Below are 16,220 nucleotides of genomic sequence, written 5' to 3' on the forward strand. Positions count from 1 at the left end.
CATGATCGATGAAGACGAACTCACCCGACTGATGCACTTCGAAACGCCGACCGAGGCTCCGGTGACGGCCGCCCTCGACATTGGACGCGCCATGCGTGACGGCCGTCGGCAGCGCCGGATCCGGCACACCTCGGCCGCCGCGCTGCTGGCGCTCGTGGTCGTCGGCGGGACGGTCACCGTGCCGAACCTCTGGCCAGCCGACTCCGCGCCGATCGCCGGGCACGCCGGCGGATCAGCGGCCGACCGGTCCCGCATCCCCACCGCGCTGGAGAACATCGACCCGACCATCGCGTACGTCCGGTTCGGCTGGCGGCCGGCCGGCACCAGGCAGCTGCAGTACTGGGCCGGACTGGCCAATGACGGGCCTGATGTACGGCTGGTCGCCAGCGCCGGAGACCGCGACTCCAAAGGAATCCTCTCCGAATGGCGTGGCGTCGCGGTGCGCCTCTACCCCCGGGACGCGGCGCCGGCCGGCCCGAGGCGCCTCAACGCGAAGCGGGGTGACAAGCCGATCACGATCACCTCGACGGCCCCCGCCCCGGCGATCCGGGGGGTACCGGCGACGTTCGTCACCTACAGCGGGACGAAACTCGACGAGGTCTTCCTGCGCTGGCAGTACGCGCCCGGCGGCTGGGCGGAGGTCCGGGTCTCCGGACGGGAGAGCGGACCCGATGTCCGGGCCACCGCGGTGCGGGTCGCCCAGTCGCTGCGGCTCAGCACCACCGAACCGCTCGCCCTGCCCTGGCGCCTCAAGGAGGGGCCCGCCGGGCTACGGCTACGGCCGCTGTATGTCGATGTTATCGACATGCCCGGCTCATCCCGGCCGTGGGAGACGAGCATGACGTACACCGACCAGCCCGCCGGCGCCGACCCGGCCGCAGTGTCGGCCCGCCAGGCCGGCATCGGAATGGAGGCGCCCTCTACGCGCCCGAGGGACCGGGACATGGAATCCCCCATGATGGTGGACTGGCCTTCTGTCAGCTTCCCCCTTTCCGGCCCGCGATTGCTACTCATGGATACCGACGTGTACGGGGACAAGGTCTCTGTCGGTGAGACCACGGCCATGAGGGAGCGCATCAGCGCCAAGGATCTCTTCCAGCAGATCACCATGGTCGAGGACCCGGCCCGCTGGAGGCCCGCGCTGGTCGGCTGAACACGACGGCCCGTACCGGCGACCCGCGAGGCGGCTCGCCGGTACGGGCGCTCAGCGGTGCAGGCCGCCGGCCACCCGCTCGGCGATCAGCTCGAAGGACCGCACCCGGTCGGCCAGGTCGTACACCAGGGTGGTGAGCATCAGCTCGTCCGCGCCGGTCCGCGCCACCAGCTCGGCGAGCTGCCGGCCGACGGTCTCGGGCGAACCCATGGCCTGGCCCTCGCGGCGCTGCGCCACGAAGTCGCGTTCCAGCTCGGTGTACGGGTACGCGGCGGCCTCCTCCGGGCTGGCCATCGGCTGCGGGCGACCGGACCGTAGCCGCAGGAAGGACAGCGCGCTCGGCCCGGCCAGCCACTCGGCCCGCTCGTCGGTGTCGGCGCAGATCGCGCTCACCGCCACCATCGCGTACGGCCGTTCCAGCCACTTCGACGGCCGGAACGACTCGCGGTACAGCGCCAGCGCCGGCAGGGTGTTCGCGGCGCTGAAATGATGAGCGAACGAGAACGGCAGCCCCAGCAGGCCGGCCAGTTGCGCGCTGAACCCGCTGGAACCGAGCAGCCACACCGTGGGCTTGTCACCCCGCCCGGGGGTCGCGCTGATCGGCCCGGGCCGTTCGCCGGTGAAGTAGTTGAGCAGGTCGTCGAGTTCGCGCGGGAACCCCTCGGCGGACAGCCCCTCCATGGTCCGGCGCAGCGCCAGCGCGGTGACCTGGTCCGTTCCGGGGGCCCGGCCGATGCCCAGGTCCACCCGACCCGGGTGCAGCGCCTCCAGGGTGCCGAACTGCTCGGCCACCACCAGCGGCGCGTGGTTGGGCAGCATCACCCCGCCCGAACCGACCCGGATGGTCGAGGTGTTCGCCGCCAGGTGGGCCAGCAGCACCGCCGGGGCCGAGCTGGCGATGCCCGGCATGTTGTGGTGCTCGGCCACCCAGAACCGGCGGTAGCCGAGCTGCTCGGTGCGCCGGGCCAACTCGGTGGTGTGCGCCAGGGCGGCCCCGGCGGTCGTGCCGGCGGCCACGGGTGCCAGGTCGAGAACGGAGAGCGGTACGTCGATCACGACTGGGGCCAACTCCCGGCCGGCCGGGATTGTTCCGCAGCGTGGGCCTACTCTCGTCGTCCAGCCGCCCGCCCGGTCGCCGGTCGACGCCCCGTCGCCGGTCCGACCGCCGGGCGGTCAGCGCTTCGGACCGACGTGCCGGTCGAGCGCCGCGACCGCCTGCCGACGGGCCACGGACAGCGAGTTGGGCCGGTTCATCCGCCAGGCGATGCCCAGCGCGTCAAGGGATTGCTGGCAGAGCCGCATGATGTCCGCCGACTCGTTGACAAACATGTACCGGGGATAGACGTACGTCCTGCTGCGGATTCGCACGGGATTGGCGAAGCGGGCACCGTCGGAGTGGAAGAGACCGCGCAGAAAATGGCCATGCTGCCGCGCGATGATCGGACGTTGCCAGTCCGCCAGCGTGATGGTCCGCTCGTGCTTCTTGCCGGGACCGTGCTGGGGCAGCAGGCAGGGCCAGTGCCGGCCGTAGCTCTGCACCGACACGCATCCCTGCTGGGGAACCCGTTGTACCGACGTGGCCAGCACCCCGAGCATGGCGCGTTCGCATTCGTCGATCAGTCCCGGCCACTTGTCCGCGCAGGCGACCCGGAGCACCGGCACCCGTGCCGAGGCGACCAGGTGACCGTCCCCCAGGTAGAGACCGAGCAGATAGGCGTAGGCCGGCTCATCGGGTGGCGGCGCCACCGACGGGTGGCAGCGGAAGCATCGGGCGGCCGTGCCGCCCGGGTCGGCCCGAGCCGGCCGGGCCCGGCACCAGTCCCGGACCGTGTGGTACGGCACACCCAGGGTGCGTGCCGTGTCCGCCACCGTGGCGCCGGACTCGTACATCTGCCGGGCGCGGGCCCGGACCTCCAGGGAACGCATGCGGACATTCTCGAACGACAGTGCGACAAGAACGCACAGATGCGCTGGTGATGGTGCCCCCGGTGGGATTCGAACCCACACTGTCGGAGGTTTGAGCTCCGTGTCTCTGCCCTTGGACTACGGGGACCGTCGGCGGAATGGTGCTCCGACCTCGCATAGGGTACCCACTACGCTTGGGGCGGCGACACCCGCCCGGGGGTCGCCGAAACGCGGACGTGCATGGTGGGGGTACGGGCTGTGGCCGAGATGCAGGCGGGTGCTGAGCGCCGCCGGGTGCTCATCGCCGAGGACGAGGCGCTGATCCGGCTTGACCTGGCGGAAATGCTGGTCGAGGAGGGTTACGACGTCGTCGGGGAGGCCGCGGACGGCGAGACAGCCGTGCGGCTTGCTGAGGAGTTGAAGCCGGACCTCGTGATCCTGGACATCAAAATGCCGATCATGGATGGCCTGGCCGCCGCCGAGCGGATCGCCGCCGAGCGGATCGCCCCGGTGATCATCCTGACCGCGTTCAGCCAGCGCGATCTCGTGGAGCGGGCCCGCGCGGCGGGTGCGATGGCGTACCTGGTGAAGCCCTTCCAGAAGAGCGACCTGGTGCCGGCCATCGAGATCGCGCTGTCCCGCTACTCGGAGGTCGCCGCGCTGGAGGCCGAGGTGGCGAGCCTGACCGACCGGCTGGAGGTCCGCAAGACGGTGGAGCGGGCCAAGGGCGCGCTGATGACGGCGTACGGGATGACCGAGCCGCAGGCGTTCAAGTGGATCCAGCGCACGGCGATGGACCACCGGATGACGATGCGGGACGTGGCGGAGCGGATCCTGGCGGAGGACCTCAGCGGTGGTCCGGCACCGTCCGCCGAGCCGCCGTCGGTCGACTGAGCCGACACGTCGGCGTCGATAGCGTCGCGGGATGGGTCGACTGGCGCGTGCGGTGGCGGCTACCACGGTCGTCGCGCTCCTGCTCCTGGGCTGCGCCGCCCGGCGGCCGGCGCCGGTCGTGCCCGTGACGCTGGCCTGGCGGGCGATCGCGCTGCCGGCCCCGGCCGGACCGGCCGGTACGCCCCTGCTCCGTGACCTGGTGACCTGCGCGGGGCGGTGGTTCCTGGTGGGCGGCCTGCGCGGCGCTGACGGTGACACCCGACCGGCCGCGTGGATCAGTTCGGACGGTGCCGGCTGGTCGGCGCTGCCGATCGAGGCCAGCAGCGTCTACGGCCGGCGGAACGTGCTGTACGCGGCCGGCTGCCGGGACGGCCGGTTGGCGGCGGTGGGCGCGAAACGGGGCGGTGCGCACGGCAACGCGCGGACGTCGCTGTGGCGCCAGTCCGGGGGCCGGTTGGTGGAGGTGCCGGCGCCCACCGATTCGTCCGGGGCACCCGACTCGGTGGACCTGGCGCGGATCGCGGGCGGGTCGGCGGGTTGGCTGGTCGCCGGGGACCGGAGTGCGGGGGCGAGCGTCTGGGAGTCCGCCGACGGTGGGGCGTACCGGGATGTGGTGGGTCTGCCGGGGTCGCCGGCCGGCGGCCGGGTCCGCGCCTTCGACGCGGTGGCGGTGGGTTCCGGCTGGTTGGTGGTGGGCGCCGTCGACCCGCCGACCGGGTTGGATCCGGTGCCGGTGGGGTGGGCCGGCGTCGGCCGGGACTGGCGGTGGATCCCGCTGGCCGGGCCGGGCGGCGGCGCGGTCGAGGTGAGCGGACCGGCTGCCTCCGGGGATGCCACTGGCGCGGCGTCGGGCCGGTCGACGGCGGTCGGTGAGCTGCACCGGGTCACCCTGCTGGCCGGCCGGCCCGTCGCGGCGGGACCGGTGGATGACGGCTTCGGCGTCTGGCGCCAGGATCCGGCCGGCTGGTCCGAGGTGGGGCGGTTCGGCGCCGGCCGGCGCGGGGACGGGGGCGTCGCACCGGCGGTCCAGGGCCTCGGGGCGGCCGGGCGGCGGCTGTTCGCGGTCGCCGTCGACGGCTCGGGGTACGCCCTGTGGGTTTCCGACGGCGACGGTGCGGGTTGGCGGCTGGCGGCCCCGCCGCGGTCGCTGCCGGGTGGCGGCGCGGACCGGCGGGTGGCCGTGGCGGCGGCCGGTGATCGGGTGGTGCTCGCGGTCGACGACGGAGGCCGGGCCGACCTGTGGTGGGCTCCGGCCGGTGACCGCTCCGGGTGATGTGAGGGGTGGTCAGGCGCCTGCACGTTACCCCGTAACAGCAGGTGAGGCTGGGACTGGGTGGGCCGGTCTTACAGCTGGGGAAGTTGATCCATGACGCCGTGTAACGGTTAGGTCAATGCCGCACCCGGGGTCTACCCCCGCTGCTGGCGGGTGGGATAACGTCCCCGCGCAGATCGGCTTAGTGGTTAGGTTCGGCACGCCCGCGGCTGGCTCACGGGTGGCCGGGACCGCCGTATGAGAAGGGGTTCGTGCCTTGAGGCAGAAGCTCGTACGTGTTGTTGGCGGGTTCACGCTCGCCAGTGCCCTGGTGGTCGGAGCATCGGCCTGTGGGGGCGGTGATGGCGGCGGATCGGCGTCCGGCGACAAGTGCGGGCTCAAGATCGCCTTCTTCGGCGCCCTGACCGGCGACGCCGCCAACCTCGGCATCAACATCAAGAACGGCGCGAAGCTCGCGGTCGAGCAGTACAACGAGAAGCACGCCGACTGCAAGGTCGACCTGGTCGAGAAGGACTCGCAGGGCGACGAGAAGCAGGCCCCGGGTCTGGCCCGTGAGGTCGTGAAGGACTCCAAGATCATCGGTGTGGTCGGCCCGGCCTTCTCCGGTGAGACCGAGGCTGCCGCCCCGGCCTTCGAGGAGGCCAAGCTGCCGATCATCTCCCCGTCGGCCACCCGGCCGAGCCTGTCGACCAAGGGCTGGAAGACGTTCCACCGCGGCCTGGCGAACGACGACTCGCAGGGTCCGGCCGCCGCGGCCTACATCAAGAACGTGCTGAAGGCCGAGAAGGTCTACGTCGTCGACGACCAGAGCGCGTACGGCGCGGGTCTGGCCGACGTGGTGAAGAACAGCCTGGCCGCCGGCGTGGCCGGCTCGGACAAGGTCGAGCGCAACGTCACCAAGGACTTCAGCCCGGTCATCACCAAGATCAAGGCCAGTGGGGCGACCGCGGTGTTCTACGGCGGTTACTACCAGGAGGCCGGTCTGCTGGTGAAGCAGATGCGGTCGCAGGGTTCCAAGGCGACCCTGGTCGGCGCGGACGGCGTGAAGGACCCCGGCTACATCGAGACCGCCGGCAAGGAGAACGCCGAGGGCAGCATCCTGACCTGCCCGTGCGCCCCGGCCACCGCGGCCAAGGGTGACTTCGCGGCCACCTACAAGGCCAAGTGGAACCAGGACGCGGGTACGTACAGCGACATCGCGTACGACGCGGCGAACATCTTCCTCAAGGGCATCGACGAGGGCAACACCACCAAGGACAAGATGCTCACCTTCATCAACGGGGTGACCTACGAGGGTGTGGCCAACACCTACAAGTTCACCGACAAGGGCGAACTGGACCCGCAGTTCTTCAAGGTCTGGGCGTACAAGGTCACCGGCGGCGCGATCGTCGAGGACCAGGAGATCAAGGCGGCTCAGTGACCTGGGGTGGGACCGGCCAGTCCTGATCGGTCCCGCCACGACGACGGTGCGGCCGGGAGGCTCCTCCCGGCCGCACCGTCCGTCCAGTCCCTCGGGAGTTTCGACGTGCACTTCAACGACCTGTTCTCCAACTTCGGAGACCTCACCGTCCAGGGGCTCGCGCAGGGCGCCATCTACGCGCTGTTCGCCCTCGGCTACACCCTCGTCTACGGCGTGCTGCGCCTGATCAACTTCGCCCACTCCGAGGTCTTCATGGTGGGCACCTTCGCCGCGATCGTGGCGTGGAAGTTCATCGGTCTGAACCAGGACTCGGCCACCCCGGCGCTCGGCGTGGCGCTGGCCTACCTGCTGTTCGGTCTGCTCGCGGCCTGCCTGGTCTCCGGCGTCACGGCGCTGGCCCTGGAGTTCGTGGCCTATCGACCGCTGCGCAAGCGCAACGCCCCGGTGCTGACCTTCCTGATCACCGCGATCGGCGCCTCGGTGGTGCTGTCCGAGGCGGTCGGGGTGTGGACCCGCCGCAAGCCGGCGGGCGTGCCCCCGCTGGTCCGCCAGCACGAGTGGGTCAACATCGCCGGCACCTCGATCACCAACCTCCAGGTCAGCATCGTGGTCCTGTCGATCGTGCTGATGGTCGCGCTGGACCTGTTCATCAACCGCACCCGGCTCGGCCGTGGCGTCCGGGCCATCGCCCAGGACCCGAACACCGCCGCGCTGATGGGCGTGAACAAGGACCGGGTCATCTCGCTGGTCTTCCTGCTCGGCGGGATCATGGCCGGCGCGGCGGCGCTGATGTACGACATCAAGATCACCGGTACGAACAACACCGTCGGCTTCGACCTGGGCATCAAGGCGTTCGCCGCCGCGGTGCTGGGCGGGATCGGCAACCTGCGGGGCGCGCTGGTCGGCGGCCTGCTGCTGGGCATCTTCGAGGGCTGGGGTTCCGGCCTGTTCGGCCAGCAGTGGACCGCGGTGGTCGCGTTCGTGGTGCTGATCGTCATCCTGCTGTTCCGGCCGACCGGCCTGCTCGGCGAGTCGCTGGGGAGGGCCCGGGCATGAGCACCCTCGTCAATAGCTACCGGTCCGGGCTGGACGCGCTGCGCAGCCGGTGGCACGCGCTGCCCCGGCCGGCCCGCTGGGTGGTGGCGATCGCCGCGGTGGCCTTCTGCTACGCGCTGCCGAACATCGAGATTCCCGGCATCGTGACGACCGAGACCGACTGGGGTACCACCCTGTTCACGGTCTCGTACTACGTGCTGCTGGCCCTGGGTCTGAACGTGGTGGTCGGCAAGGCCGGCCTGCTCGACCTGGGCTACGTGGGCTTCTTCGCGCTCGGCGCGTACACCGTGGCGCTGCTCACCTCGCCGGACAGCAACCTGGGCACCATGTGGGGCTGGCTGGTCACCGTGCCCATCGCGGTCGCGGTGGTGATGGTCTCCGGCGTCCTGCTGGGCTGGCCGACGCTGCGGCTGCGCGGGGACTACCTGGCGATCGTGACGCTGGGCTTCGCGGAGATCATCCGGGTCTTCGCGACGGCGCTGCCGGTGCTGCGCGGCCAGCGCGGTTTCGGCGAGATCCCGCACCCGCCGGGACAGAAGTCGGACGGCACCCCGCTGTTCGGTGTCATCGACGCCCGACCGTACTACTGGCTCGGTCTCACCCTGATCCTCATCGTGATCTTCGCGGTGCGGAACCTGGACCGCAGCCGGGTGGGCCGGGCCTGGGTCGCGGTCCGCGAGGACGAGGAGGCCGCCGAGGCGATGGGCGTGCCGACGTTCCGGTTCAAGCTGTGGGCGTTCGCCATCGGGGCCGCGATCGGCGGCCTGTCCGGCACGCTCTTCGCCGGCGAGCAGGGGTTCATCAACTCGACGAACTTCGCGCTGCTGTTCTCGATCCTGGTGCTGGCCGGTGTCGTGATGGGCGGGTCGGGCAACATCGCCGGGGTGATTCTCGGCGGTGCCCTGATCGCGTACCTGCCGGAGCGGTTCCGTGGCATCCAGATCGCCGGCCAGGACGCGTTCGAGTACCGGTTCCTCTTCTTCGGCGTGGTGCTGATCGCGGTCATGGTGTTCCGGCCGCAGGGGCTGATCCCGAACCGCCGCCGGGTGCAGGAACTCAAGGACCGGGAGAAGGAGGTGATCGTCGGTGAGTGAGCTCGATACCTCGGCCAGCGAGCCGGACACCACCGGCGCGCCCGTGCCGGCGCCGCGCACGACCGAGCCGGACGTCCCCGGCGCCACCGCGGACGCCGGTACGCCCGGCGCCGTGGCCCCGACGGCCGGGACTGACGCCGGCGCCCCGACGGCCGGGACTGACGCCACTCGCCGGCCGCTGCTCGAGGTCGACGACCTGGGCCTGCGCTTCGGTGGTGTGGTCGCGCTCGACGGGATCTCGTTCGAGATCCGCGAGGGGGAGATCCTCGGGCTGATCGGACCCAACGGCGCGGGCAAGACGACCTGCTTCAACGCCATCACCGGGGTCTTCCGGCCCACCTCCGGCGACATCCGGTTCCGGGGCGAGTCGCTGGTCGGCCGCAAGAAGTACGCCATCACCAAGGCGGGCATCGCCCGGACCTTCCAGAACGTCCGGCTGTTCCCCGAGATGACCGCCCTGGAGAACGTCCAGGTCGGCGCCGACGCGCACCACCGGACCAGCGTGGTCTCCGCGCTGTTCCGGCTGCCCCGGCACTGGCGGGAGGAACGCGACGGCCGGGAGCGGGCGTACGAGCTGCTGGAGTTCGTCGGTATCCGGCGTCGGGCCGGTGAGCTGGCCCGCAACCTCTCGTACGGCGAGCAGCGCCGGCTGGAGATCGCCCGGGCGCTGGCCACCCGGCCCACCCTGCTCTGCCTGGACGAGCCGGCCGCCGGCTTCAACCCGGCGGAGAAGGCGGACCTGCTCCGGCTGATCCAGTCCATCCGGGACACCGGGGTGACCGTGCTGCTCATCGAGCACGACATGCGACTGGTCATGGGCGTCACCGACCGGATCGTGGTGCTGGAGTTCGGCAAGAAGATCGCCGAGGGGGTGCCCGCCGAGGTGCGGGAGGACCCGAAGGTGATCGCGGCCTACCTGGGGGTTCCGGACGATGCTGCTTGAGCTGGAGAACGTCAGCCTGCTGTACGGCCGGATCCAGGCCCTGCACGGCATCTCGCTGACGGTCGACGAAGGTGAGATCGTCGCCCTGATCGGCGCCAACGGCGCCGGCAAGACCACCACCATGCGGGCGATCTCGGGTATCCGGCCGGTCTCCGCCGGGCGGATCCGGTTCGCCGGGCAGGACATCACCAAGCTGCGCGCCGACCTGCGGGTGGTCCGCGGGATCAGCCAGTCGCCCGAGGGGCGGGGGATCTTCCCCGGCATGTCCGTCCAGGAGAACCTGGACATGGGCGCGTACACCCGCCGGGACCGGCCGGCCATCGCCAGCGACCTGGAGCGGGTGTACGAGCTGTTCCCCCGGCTGCTGGAGCGGCGTCGCCAGCCCGGCGGCACCCTGTCCGGCGGCGAGCAGCAGATGCTCGCGGTGGGCCGGGCGCTGATGAGCCGGCCGAAGCTGCTGCTGCTCGACGAGCCCTCGATGGGCCTGGCGCCGATGCTGATCCAGCAGATCTTCTCGATCATCACCGAGATCAACGAGCAGGGCACCACGGTCCTGCTCGTGGAGCAGAACGCCCAGCAGGCGCTCTCCCGGGCGCACCGGGCGTACGTGTTGGAGACGGGCCACATCGTCAAGAGCGGTACCGGCCAGGAGCTGCTGCACGACACGGCGGTCAAGGAGGCGTACCTCGGTGTGGCCTAGGGGAGGCCCGGTGGGTCGGGACGACCCACCGGCCCCTCCCGGTCGGTCTGCCGGACGCCGCACCCCGCCCATCCCCAAAAAGGAGCACGAGATGTCCACCAGCACCACCCCTTGGCGCCGGGCGGCCGTCGGCCTGACCGGCGCGGCGCTGCTCACCCTGTCGCTCGCCGCCTGCGGTGAGAAGAAGGACGACACCCCGGGCGCCGGCCCGACGGTGTCCGCCTCGGCCGACACGTCGCTGGCCACGAAGGTGCCGGACGCGATCAAGTCGGATGGCGTGATCCGGGTCGGCACCGACTCCAGCTACGCCCCGGCCGAGTTCGTCGACGAGGACGGCAAGACGATCATCGGCTTCGACGTCGAGCTGTTCTCCGCGGTGGCGCAGAAGCTGGGGCTGAAGGCCGAGTTCGTCTCGGCCCAGTTCGGCGACATCATCACCGGCGTCACCTCCGGCAAGTACGAGGTCGGCGTCTCGTCGTTCACCATCAACCCGGACCGTAAGCAGCAGGCCAACATGGTCAGCTACTACCAGGTCGGCACGCAGTGGGCGACCAAGAAGGGCAACCCGGCCGGCATCAAGCTCGACGACGCCTGCGGCAAGAAGATCGCGGTCCAGAAGGACACCGTGCAGGTGGACGACATCAAGGCCCGGTCGAAGAAGTGCACGGAGGCCGGCAAGAAGGCGATCACGGTCGACGAGTACCCCGGCCAGGACCAGGCCACCTCGTCCGTGGTCTCCGGCAAGGACGACGCCATGCTCGCCGACTACCCGGTCGGGGTGTACGCGGTGACGCAGTCCAACGGCCAGCTCGAACTGCTGGACAAGATGTACGAGGCCGCGCCGTACGGCTTCGTGGTGGCCAAGGACCAGGCGGCGTTCGCCGAGGCGGTCCGGGACGCCACCAAGGCGCTGATCACGGACGGGTCGTACAAGACGATCCTGGACAAGTGGAAGGTCGCCGACGGGGCCATCACCGACCCGGCGATCAACCCGTGACATGAGCGAGCGCTGACATGAGCGTCGAAACCGACTCGACGGTACGGGCACGGCCGGAACCAATCCGCGCCGTGCCCGTGCGGCACCCCGGCCGCTGGGTGGCGGTGGCGGTGCTGGCCGTGCTCGTGGCGATGTTCGTCCACATGTTGCTGACCAACAAGGCCTTCAACTGGCCGTTCATGGTTGACAACATGTTCCGGCCGCCGATCGTGCAGGGTCTGCTGCGTGGCACGGTGGCGCTGACCGTGAGCGCCATGGCCATCGGCATCGTGCTCGGGGTGATCGTCGCGGTCATGCGGCTGTCGCCGAACCCGATCCTGTCGACCGTGGCCTGGGTGTTCACCTGGTTCTTCCGTTCGGTGCCCCGGCTGGTGCTGATGGCGGTGTTCGGCAACCTGGGCATCCTGTGGTCCCGGGTCGAGTTCGGGGTGCCGTTCGACACGCAGCTCGGCTCGCTGTTCGGGGTGTCCGATCTGCACCTGCGGGCGTTCGGCTTCACCTCCCGGGACGTGTTGACCGGGTTCACGGCGGCGCTGATCGGCCTGGCGCTCTCCGAGGCCGCGTACATGTCCGAGATCGTCCGGGCCGGCATCCAGTCGGTCGATCCGGGGCAGACCGAGGCGGCCCAGGCGCTGGGCATGAGCCGGGGGCAGATCCTGCGCCGGATCGTGCTGCCGCAGGCCATGCGGGTGATCGTGCCGCCCACCGGCAACGAGACGATCGCGATGCTCAAGGACACCTCGCTGGTGATCTACGTACCGGTGAGCATCGAGCTGTTCAACCAGCTCGACCAGGTGGGCAAGCGGACCTTCCAGCCGTTCCCGATGTTCGTGGCGGCCTGCCTGTGGTACCTCTTCCTCACCAGCATCCTGCTGGTGGGGCAACACTTCCTGGAGCGGCGTTTCGGCCGCGGGTACGGGACGGCGGAGAACGCCCGGCAGCGGCTGCGCGGAATGACCGTGGAGCAGGGCGGCGGCGGTGGCGGAACGGCGGGTGCGGGATGACCGGGGTGGTACCGACCCAACCAGCGGCGCCGGCCGCGGAGACCGGACTGATGGTGCATGCCGACCAGGTGCACAAGTCGTTCGGCTCGGTGGAGGTGCTCAGGGGCGTCGACCTCAAGGTACGGCCGGGCGAGGTGTGCTGCGTGCTCGGCCCGTCGGGGTCGGGCAAGTCGACGCTGCTGCGCTGCGTCAACCACCTGGAGAAGATCAACGCCGGCCGGATCTGGGTGGACGGCGACCTGATCGGCTACGCCGAGCGCGGCGGCAAGCTGCACGAGTTGCGCGAGAAGGAGGTGGCCGCCCAGCGCCGGGCCATCGGCATGGTGTTCCAGCGGTTCAACCTGTTCCCGCACATGACGGCGCTGGACAACGTGGTCGAGGCGCCGGTGCGGGTACGCCGGGAGAAGCGGTCGGTGGTCCGGGACCGGGCCGCCGCGCTGCTGGACCGGGTCGGCCTCGGCGACAAGATGGGCAACTACCCGTCCCAGCTGTCCGGTGGCCAGCAGCAGCGGGTGGCCATCGCCCGCGCGCTGGCCATGGAGCCGAAGCTGATGCTCTTCGACGAGCCGACCAGCGCACTGGATCCGGAGCTGGTCGGTGAGGTGCTGGACGTGATGAAGAACCTGGCCGCCGAGGGCATGACGATGATCGTGGTGACCCACGAGATCGGCTTCGCCCGCGAGGTGGGCGACTCGTTGATCTTCATGGACGGCGGCGTGGTGGTCGAGTCCGGCACGCCCCGGGACATGATCGCCAACCCTCGACACGAGCGCACCAGGGCCTTCCTCAACAAGGTGCTCTGACCGCCCGATCGCCCGCCCGATCGCCAGCGCGCGAGCTGAGGCGTTAGGAAGGGCCCCCTGCTATACAAAAAGCGATAACAGGGGGCCCTTCCTTACACCGCATGCCGTTGGTCGAGGGTGTCGGAGCGGCGGGCTAGAGTCGCTGCTGTGACCGCTACGACCCCCCGCCTGCTGCTGCTCGACGGACACTCGCTGGCCTACCGGGCGTTCTTCGCTCTGCCGGTGGAGAACTTCTCCACCACGACCGGGCAACCGACCAACGCGGTCTACGGCTTCACCTCGATGCTGATCAACGTGCTGCGGGACGAGCAGCCCACGCACATCGTGGTCGCCTTCGACGTGTCCCGCCGGTCGTTCCGGACGGAGAAGTACGCGGAGTACAAGGCCGGCCGCAAGGAGACCCCGACGGACTTCCTCGGTCAGGTCAGCCTGGTCAAGGAGGTCCTGGCCGCGCTGCGGGTCCCGGTCGTGGAGATGCCCGGGTACGAGGCGGACGACGTGATCGGCACGCTGTCCTGCCAGGCCCGGGACCAGGGCATGTCGGTGCTGATCTGCACCGGCGACCGGGACGCCTTCCAACTCATCGGCGACCAGGTCACGGTGCTCTACCCGCGCAAGGGGGTCTCCGACCTGGCCCGGATGGATCCGGCCGCCGTGACCGAGCGGTACGGCGTCGGCCCCGAGCGGTACCGGGACCTCGCCGCGCTGGTCGGCGAGGCCAGCGACAACCTGCCGGGCGTCCCGGGCGTCGGCCCGAAGACGGCGGCCAAGTGGATCAACACGTACGGCGGGGTCGAGGGAGTGGTGGCCCGGGCCGACGAGATCAAGGGCAAGGCCGGTGACAGCCTGCGCGAGCGACTGGCCGACGTGATCCGCAACTACGAGATCAACTGCCTGGTCACCGACCTGGAGCTGCCGCTGCGGCCCGAGGACGCCCGGTGGACCGGCTGGGACCGCGAGGCCGTCCACCAGGTCTTCGACACGCTGGAGTTCCGGATCCTGCGGGACCGGCTCTACCAGTACCTCGAAGCGGTCGAGCCCGAGGCGGAGGCGGGCTTCGAGCTGACCGGCGAGCGGCTGGACGCCGGCACGGTGGCCGGCTGGATCGAGGCGCACCTGCCGCCCGGCACCCGGTGCGGGCTGGCCGTGACCGGCACGTTCGGCCGGGGAGCCGGCTCGCTCACCGGGATGGCCCTGGCCACCGCCGACGGCGCGGCGGCCTGGTTCGACCCGGCCACCCTGGAACCGTCCGACGACGCCGCGGTGGGCGCCTGGCTGGCCGACGCCGGTCGACCCAAGGTGCTGCACGACAGCAAACCGGCGCTGCTGGCGTTCGCCGCGCACGGCTGGACCCTCGACGGGGTCGTCCGGGACACCGCGCTGGCCGCCTACCTCGCCCGCCCCGACCAGCGGTCCTACGACCTGACCGACCTGGCGCTGCGCTACCTGCACCGGGAGCTGAAGGTGGACGCGCCCAGCGACGGTCAGCTGACCCTCGACGGGTTCGGCGAGGACGGCGAGGTCGAGCGGAACCTCATGCTCCGCGCGCGGGCCACCCTCGACCTGGCCGACGCGATCGACACGGAGCTGTCCCGGGACGGGGAGCTGTCCACCCGGCTGATGGCCGAGGTGGAGCTGCCGCTGGTCGGCGTGCTGGGCGCGATGGAACGCATCGGCATCGCCGCCGACACCGACTACCTGTCCGAACTGGAGGCCCAGTTCGCCGCCGGGGTCAAGGGTGCGGCGCAGAGCGCGTACGAGGTGATCGGCCGGGAGTTCAACCTGGGCTCGCCCAAGCAGCTCCAGGAGATCCTGTTCGGCGAGCTGAACCTGCCGAAGACCAAGCGGATCAAGACCGGTTACACCACCGACGCCGACGCCCTGCAGTGGCTGTTCGCGCAGACCGAGCACCCGTTGCTGGCCCACCTGCTGCGGCACCGGGACGTGGCCCGGCTCAAGACCACCGTCGACGGGCTGCTCAAGTCGGTCTCCGACGACGGCCGGATCCACACCACGTTCAACCAGACGGTGGCCGCCACCGGCCGGCTGTCGTCCACCGAACCCAACCTGCAGAACATCCCGATCCGCACCGAGGAGGGCCGGCGGATCCGCCGGGCGTTCGTGGTGGGCGCCGGGTACGACTGCCTGCTGTCCGCCGACTACAGCCAGATCGAGATGCGGATCATGGCCCACCTGTCGGCGGACGCGGCCCTGATCGAGGCGTTCAACTCCGGCGCGGACTTCCACGCGGCGACCGCCTCTTCGGTGTTCGCCGTCCCGCTCACGGAGGTCACCCCGGACCAGCGGCGCAAGATCAAGGCAATGAACTACGGCCTGGCGTACGGCCTGAGCGCCTTCGGCCTCGCCCAGCAGCTCGGCATCTCCGCCGAGGAGGCCCGGGGCCTGATGGAGGAGTACTTCAGCCGGTTCGGCGGGGTACGCGACTACCTGCAGACCGTGGTGGCCAGGGCGCGGCAGGACGGTTACACCGAGACGATCCTCGGTCGCCGCCGCTACCTGCCCGACCTGGTGAGCGACAACCGGCAGCGGCGTGAGATGGCCGAGCGGATGGCCCTGAACGCCCCCATCCAGGGGTCGGCGGCCGACATCATCAAGAAGGCCATGCTGCGGGTGGACACGGGCCTGCGCGAGTCCGGACTCCACTCCCGGATGCTGTTGCAGGTACACGACGAGCTGGTCTTCGAGGTGGCCCCGGGCGAGGGGGAGTCGCTCGTCGAGCTGGTCCGGCGGGAGATGGGCGGCGCGTACCCGCTGGAGGTGCCGCTCGAGGTCTCGGTCGGTTCGGGCCGCGACTGGAACACCGCCGAACACTGACACGCCGACCCCCCACCCCACCCCCACCCCCACCCCCACCCCCACCCCCGGGTTGATCATGAGGTTAGCGGCCTTTTTTGTTTTGCAAATGGCCGCTCACCCCATGATTAACAGGGGGGGGTGGGGGGTGGGGGGTGGGGTGG

14 protein-coding genes and 1 tRNA gene are annotated in these 16,220 nt (G+C 70.7%); 12 read left to right on the forward strand and 3 right to left on the reverse strand.

Annotated elements, in window-relative coordinates; all coding sequences use genetic code 11:
* Position 1 precedes the first annotated feature (1 nt).
* A complete protein-coding gene (locus tag ACXN5W_RS25230; protein WP_473160859.1) occupies positions 2–1,153 on the forward strand; it encodes a hypothetical protein in 1,152 nt (383 codons plus the stop codon).
* A gap of 51 nt (positions 1,154–1,204) precedes the next feature.
* Here ACXN5W_RS25230 and ACXN5W_RS25235 read toward each other — a convergent pair whose 3' ends face one another.
* The 3 genes from ACXN5W_RS25235 to ACXN5W_RS25245 form a co-directional block, all read right to left on the reverse strand.
* Positions 1,205–2,209: an LLM class flavin-dependent oxidoreductase gene (locus ACXN5W_RS25235; RefSeq protein ID WP_473160860.1), complete on the reverse strand. Its 1,005-nt coding sequence runs from the start codon at positions 2,207–2,209 to the stop codon at positions 1,205–1,207.
* 117 nt (positions 2,210–2,326) lie between these two features.
* A complete protein-coding gene (locus ACXN5W_RS25240) occupies positions 2,327–3,079 on the reverse strand; it encodes a transcriptional regulator (RefSeq protein ID WP_473160861.1) in 753 nt (250 codons plus the stop codon).
* Between the two features lie 51 nt (positions 3,080–3,130).
* A tRNA-Leu gene (locus ACXN5W_RS25245) sits at positions 3,131–3,206 on the reverse strand.
* A gap of 110 nt (positions 3,207–3,316) precedes the next feature.
* Here ACXN5W_RS25245 and ACXN5W_RS25250 point away from each other — a divergent pair.
* The 11 genes from ACXN5W_RS25250 (at position 3,317) to polA (ending at position 16,077) form a co-directional block, all read left to right on the forward strand.
* Complete coding sequence (locus ACXN5W_RS25250) at positions 3,317–3,952, forward strand: ANTAR domain-containing response regulator (RefSeq protein WP_473160862.1); 636 nt, start codon at positions 3,317–3,319, stop codon at positions 3,950–3,952.
* Positions 3,953–3,983: 31 nt separating this feature from the next.
* Positions 3,984–5,225: a hypothetical protein gene (locus tag ACXN5W_RS25255; RefSeq protein WP_473160863.1), complete on the forward strand. Its 1,242-nt coding sequence runs from the start codon at positions 3,984–3,986 to the stop codon at positions 5,223–5,225.
* 256 nt (positions 5,226–5,481) lie between these two features.
* On the forward strand, positions 5,482–6,645 hold the full coding sequence (locus ACXN5W_RS25260; protein WP_473160864.1) for a branched-chain amino acid ABC transporter substrate-binding protein: 1,164 nt from the start codon (positions 5,482–5,484) through the stop codon (positions 6,643–6,645).
* Between the two features lie 105 nt (positions 6,646–6,750).
* Complete coding sequence (locus ACXN5W_RS25265; RefSeq protein ID WP_473160865.1) at positions 6,751–7,701, forward strand: branched-chain amino acid ABC transporter permease; 951 nt, start codon at positions 6,751–6,753, stop codon at positions 7,699–7,701.
* Positions 7,698–8,795 (forward strand): branched-chain amino acid ABC transporter permease, encoded by a 1,098-nt coding sequence (locus ACXN5W_RS25270; RefSeq protein WP_473160866.1) that lies wholly within the window; start codon positions 7,698–7,700, stop codon positions 8,793–8,795. The genes ACXN5W_RS25265 and ACXN5W_RS25270 overlap by 4 nt, the downstream gene beginning before the upstream one ends.
* A gap of 178 nt (positions 8,796–8,973) precedes the next feature.
* A complete protein-coding gene (locus tag ACXN5W_RS25275) occupies positions 8,974–9,738 on the forward strand; it encodes an ABC transporter ATP-binding protein (protein ID WP_473160872.1) in 765 nt (254 codons plus the stop codon).
* A complete protein-coding gene (locus tag ACXN5W_RS25280) occupies positions 9,728–10,438 on the forward strand; it encodes an ABC transporter ATP-binding protein (protein ID WP_473160867.1) in 711 nt (236 codons plus the stop codon). The genes ACXN5W_RS25275 and ACXN5W_RS25280 overlap by 11 nt, the downstream gene beginning before the upstream one ends.
* Before the next feature lie 91 nt (positions 10,439–10,529).
* Positions 10,530–11,435, forward strand: a complete 906-nt coding sequence (locus ACXN5W_RS25285; RefSeq protein WP_473160868.1) for an ABC transporter substrate-binding protein — start codon at positions 10,530–10,532, stop codon at positions 11,433–11,435.
* Positions 11,436–11,452: 17 nt separating this feature from the next.
* Complete coding sequence (locus ACXN5W_RS25290) at positions 11,453–12,439, forward strand: amino acid ABC transporter permease (protein ID WP_473160869.1); 987 nt, start codon at positions 11,453–11,455, stop codon at positions 12,437–12,439.
* Positions 12,436–13,242 carry an amino acid ABC transporter ATP-binding protein gene (locus tag ACXN5W_RS25295; RefSeq protein ID WP_473160870.1) on the forward strand — a complete coding sequence of 269 codons (807 nt, stop codon included), beginning with the start codon at positions 12,436–12,438 and terminating at the stop codon, positions 13,240–13,242. Before ACXN5W_RS25290 ends, ACXN5W_RS25295 begins: the two co-directional genes overlap by 4 nt.
* 147 nt (positions 13,243–13,389) lie before the next feature.
* Positions 13,390–16,077: a DNA polymerase I gene (polA, locus tag ACXN5W_RS25300; protein WP_473160871.1), complete on the forward strand. Its 2,688-nt coding sequence runs from the start codon at positions 13,390–13,392 to the stop codon at positions 16,075–16,077.
* Positions 16,078–16,220 lie beyond the last annotated feature (143 nt).

It is taken from the genome of Plantactinospora sp. A48, assembly GCF_055793945.1.

Bases quoted from the DNA above. Each gene is read 5' to 3' on its own strand.
- ACXN5W_RS25255 (WP_473160863.1), top strand. From the start codon at position 3,984: ATGGGTCGACTGGCGCGTGCGGTGGCGGCTACCACGGTCGTCGCGCTC.
- ACXN5W_RS25295 (WP_473160870.1), top strand. From the start codon at position 12,436: ATGACCGGGGTGGTACCGACCCAACCAGCGGCGCCGGCCGCGGAGACC.
- ACXN5W_RS25290 (WP_473160869.1), top strand. From the start codon at position 11,453: ATGAGCGTCGAAACCGACTCGACGGTACGGGCACGGCCGGAACCAATC.
- ACXN5W_RS25240 (WP_473160861.1), bottom strand. From the start codon at position 3,079: ATGCGTTCCCTGGAGGTCCGGGCCCGCGCCCGGCAGATGTACGAGTCC.
- ACXN5W_RS25285 (WP_473160868.1), top strand. From the start codon at position 10,530: ATGTCCACCAGCACCACCCCTTGGCGCCGGGCGGCCGTCGGCCTGACC.
- ACXN5W_RS25230 (WP_473160859.1), top strand. From the start codon at position 2: ATGATCGATGAAGACGAACTCACCCGACTGATGCACTTCGAAACGCCG.
- ACXN5W_RS25270 (WP_473160866.1), top strand. From the start codon at position 7,698: ATGAGCACCCTCGTCAATAGCTACCGGTCCGGGCTGGACGCGCTGCGC.
- ACXN5W_RS25280 (WP_473160867.1), top strand. From the start codon at position 9,728: ATGCTGCTTGAGCTGGAGAACGTCAGCCTGCTGTACGGCCGGATCCAG.